We start from the raw sequence: 3,016 nt of genomic DNA on the forward strand, positions 1-3,016 counted from the left end.
CCCAGTGTGCATGGAGCCCATCAGGGTGCGGTTACGCAGGGTGGTAAACCCCAGATCCAGCGGGGCCAACAGGTGCGGGAATTGAGCGGCGGTCATAGATAGCTCCACATCAGACGGTTAATGCACGAAATGCCGCTGCCTCGAGAAACCTGATCGGGCAGCGGTCAGTTATGCGCAGACGATAAAGAGCCAGAGAGCCCCTCTCAATGATCAGAAGTGACAAGTTATTGATCCAAACGCGCAGCGCGACTTGGCAAGCGCCGTTCGGCCCCCTACCCTTAGGGCCTAATTCCGCACGCCCATGACCATGCGCAAACTATTCGGCTACACCCTCGCCTGCTTTGCCTTTATCGTCCTCGGCGCCTATGCGCTGTGGACCGACTTACCCACCGACAGCCATTACCTCTCGGACCTGCGCAGCGAAGTGGCGCTGAACCAGGGGCTTCCCGGCGCCAACGGCAACTTGCTAGGCATTCAGCCGGAGATGTTTTCCGGCGATTACCACAGCGTTGAATTGCTGCGCCTCAAGCTCGCTGCCTATCTGCACAAGGCCCGTGACGAAGGTTTGCTCAATGGCAAAACCGTCGCTGTGCTGCCGGAACATATCGGCACCTGGCTATTGATCAGCGGCGAAAAGGCCGAGGTCTATCAAGCCCACAGCATCAACAACGCGATGACCTGGCTGGCCGCCAGCAACCCGCTGAAGCTCAGCCGCGCCCTGCTGTTTGCCAAGGGTGAAAACCGCCTGCAAGACGCCCTGCTGCGGATGAAAAGCGCCGAGATGGCCCGCGACTATCAGCACGTGTTCGGTGGCTTGGCCAAAGACTTCGGCATCACCTTGGTGGCCGGCTCCATCGTGCTGCCCGAACCGCGCGTGGAAGCCGGCCAGTTAGTGGTAGGCGATGGTCCGCTGTACAACGTCAGCCTGGTATTCGGCAGCGACGGCACCCCGCTGGGGCAGCCACAGGGCAAGGTTTACCTGACTGACGTCGAACGGGGCTTCAGCGCTGCGGCAGCGGGCAGCGACTTGCGCGTGCTCGACACGCCAGCCGGGCGCTTGGGCGTGCTGATGGGTGCCGACAGTGAGCAGCCAGACGGTTATGCGCAATTGCGCACGCAAGATGCGCAGTTGCTTGTCGTGCCTGCATTTATGACGGGCACTGGCGACTCGTCGCCGCCCTGGGATACCGCCAACGGCGCACACATCGCCATGCGCGTATTTTTGCGCGGCCAGTTATGGGATCTGCGCACCAGCGGCCACAGCTCCCTGATCAATGGCCCGGCGCTGGGCGTGGTGCCCGAGGGCGGCCACGGTGGTCGCCTGCTGAATATCTGGCTGTAAACGATGAAACCCGTGCGCGTGCGCTTAGGCGATCTGTCGGTGGGCTTTGTCCACGGGCTGGCGGATGCCCTGCGCGTTGCCGGCCACGACCCGATCCCGCTGCTGGAACAATACGGCCTGGATAACGCCCGCCTGGCCGAGCCCCGCGCACGCCTTTCCATCCCGCGCTATATGCGCCTGGGCCATGCCGCCATTCAACTGAGCGGCGATGCCGGCTTGGGTTTGAGCATGGGCGTGCATACACGCCTTAGCCAGGTGGGTTTGGCCGGCGTTACCGCCGCGCAGGCGCCCACCGTGCGCGAAGCGGCGCGGGCGCTGATCCGCTTTGAACCGCTGTACGCCTACAACTACCGCGGGCAATCGAGCTTTCACGAAGACACGCGCGGCGCCTGGCTGCGCTTCTATTCGATCAACCCCTATAACGCCTATAACCGCTTTGTGGTCGACTCAGTGCTGGCCGGCTGGGCCGCGCAGTTGGGCGCGCTGGCCGGGCAACCGTTGTCGGTGGAAAAAGTCGAGATCGAGTTTCCTGCCACCAGCTATGCCGAGCAGTACGGTGCGCTCTTCAATTGCCCGGTGGACTTCTCCAGCAGCACCAACCAACTGCGCCTGAACCAAGCCTCCCTGGCCTTGCGCAATCCCGAGCATTGCCCGAGCACCTGGCGTCACCTGCTGGAGATTTGCGAGCGCGAGCTGGAACAACTGACCCGCACCCGCAGCTTGCGCGAGCGCATCAGCCAGTTGCTCGGGCCGCTATTGAACGGTCGCGAGCCCGACCTGGAAGAAGTCGCCAATCGCCTGCAACTACCGACCTGGACGTTGCGCCGCAAGCTGGCCGAAGAAGGCACACAGTTCCGCGCCATTCTTAATGACACGCGCCGGGACTTGGCCATGGCCTATATCCGCGATACGGAATTGGCCTTCGGCGAGATTGCCTATTTGCTCGGGTTTGCTTCGGCGGAGGCGTTTCAACGGGCGTTTAAACGCTGGGCTGGCAAAACGCCGGGGGAGTTTCGGCGCGAGCAGCGTAAGGCGGGGTAAGTGTGCTGTATCCAGCCCTCTCCCCCAGTCCCTCTCCCGCAAGCGGGCGAGGGGAGCTCAATCGCGCCAGACGGCCCAAGCACCGATTCGCTTTAGTCGCCTCGCCCCTCTGGGGAGAGGACCAGGGTGAGGTGCAGCCCAAACGCAGCCTTACAGCTCGGTCGCGTCTTCCACACCATCGGCAGACTCTTCCTGCTCAGCGCGGTATTCCAGTAGCTCTTCTTGGTAATCGTCCATTGGCTTGTGCTCGCTCATCTATCTGTCGGTGGTCCGGAAAGCCTAAAGCCTGCAGATGACTAATAAATGAACGAACCCACTTCCACGGACTTTATCGCGGCCAATAAAAAACCCTTGGACCTTTCGATCCAAGGGTTTCGTATATGGCGCAGCGGACGGGACTCGAACCCGCGACCCCCGGCGTGACAGGCCGGTATTCTAACCGACTGAACTACCGCTGCGTGTCGGTGGACTTGCGTCCGGTACAACGTAAAACAGTGCTGCTTCTGATCGACCGCCCTGGTTGGCTGGAGGATCTCAACGCCGACAAGGTCGTCGTTGGCAAATAATGGCGCAGCGGACGGGACTCGAACCCGCGACCCCCGGCGTGACAGGCCGGTATTCTAACCGACTGAA

The 3,016-nt window shown here is 61.9% G+C and carries 2 protein-coding genes and 1 tRNA gene; 2 read left to right on the plus strand and 1 reads right to left on the minus strand.

Annotation, left to right across the window (positions count from 1 at the left end; genetic code table 11):
- The first annotated feature begins 307 nt into the window (after positions 1 to 307).
- Entirely contained in the window at positions 308 to 1,342 is a 1,035-nt protein-coding gene (locus AAAB16_RS16920; protein WP_340664372.1) for a nitrilase-related carbon-nitrogen hydrolase, read from the plus strand.
- A gap of 3 nt (positions 1,343 to 1,345) precedes the next feature.
- Positions 1,346 to 2,383, plus strand: a complete 1,038-nt coding sequence (locus AAAB16_RS16925; RefSeq protein WP_340664373.1) for an AraC family transcriptional regulator — start codon at positions 1,346 to 1,348, stop codon at positions 2,381 to 2,383.
- A 381-nt stretch (positions 2,384 to 2,764) separates the two neighbouring features.
- Here the strand turns inward: AAAB16_RS16925 and AAAB16_RS16930 are convergent.
- Positions 2,765 to 2,841, minus strand: a tRNA-Asp gene (locus tag AAAB16_RS16930).
- Positions 2,842 to 3,016: the final 175 nt, after the last annotated feature.

It is taken from the genome of Pseudomonas sp. (assembly GCF_037994325.1).
Taxonomy (GTDB): Bacteria; Pseudomonadota; Gammaproteobacteria; order Pseudomonadales; family Pseudomonadaceae; genus Aquipseudomonas.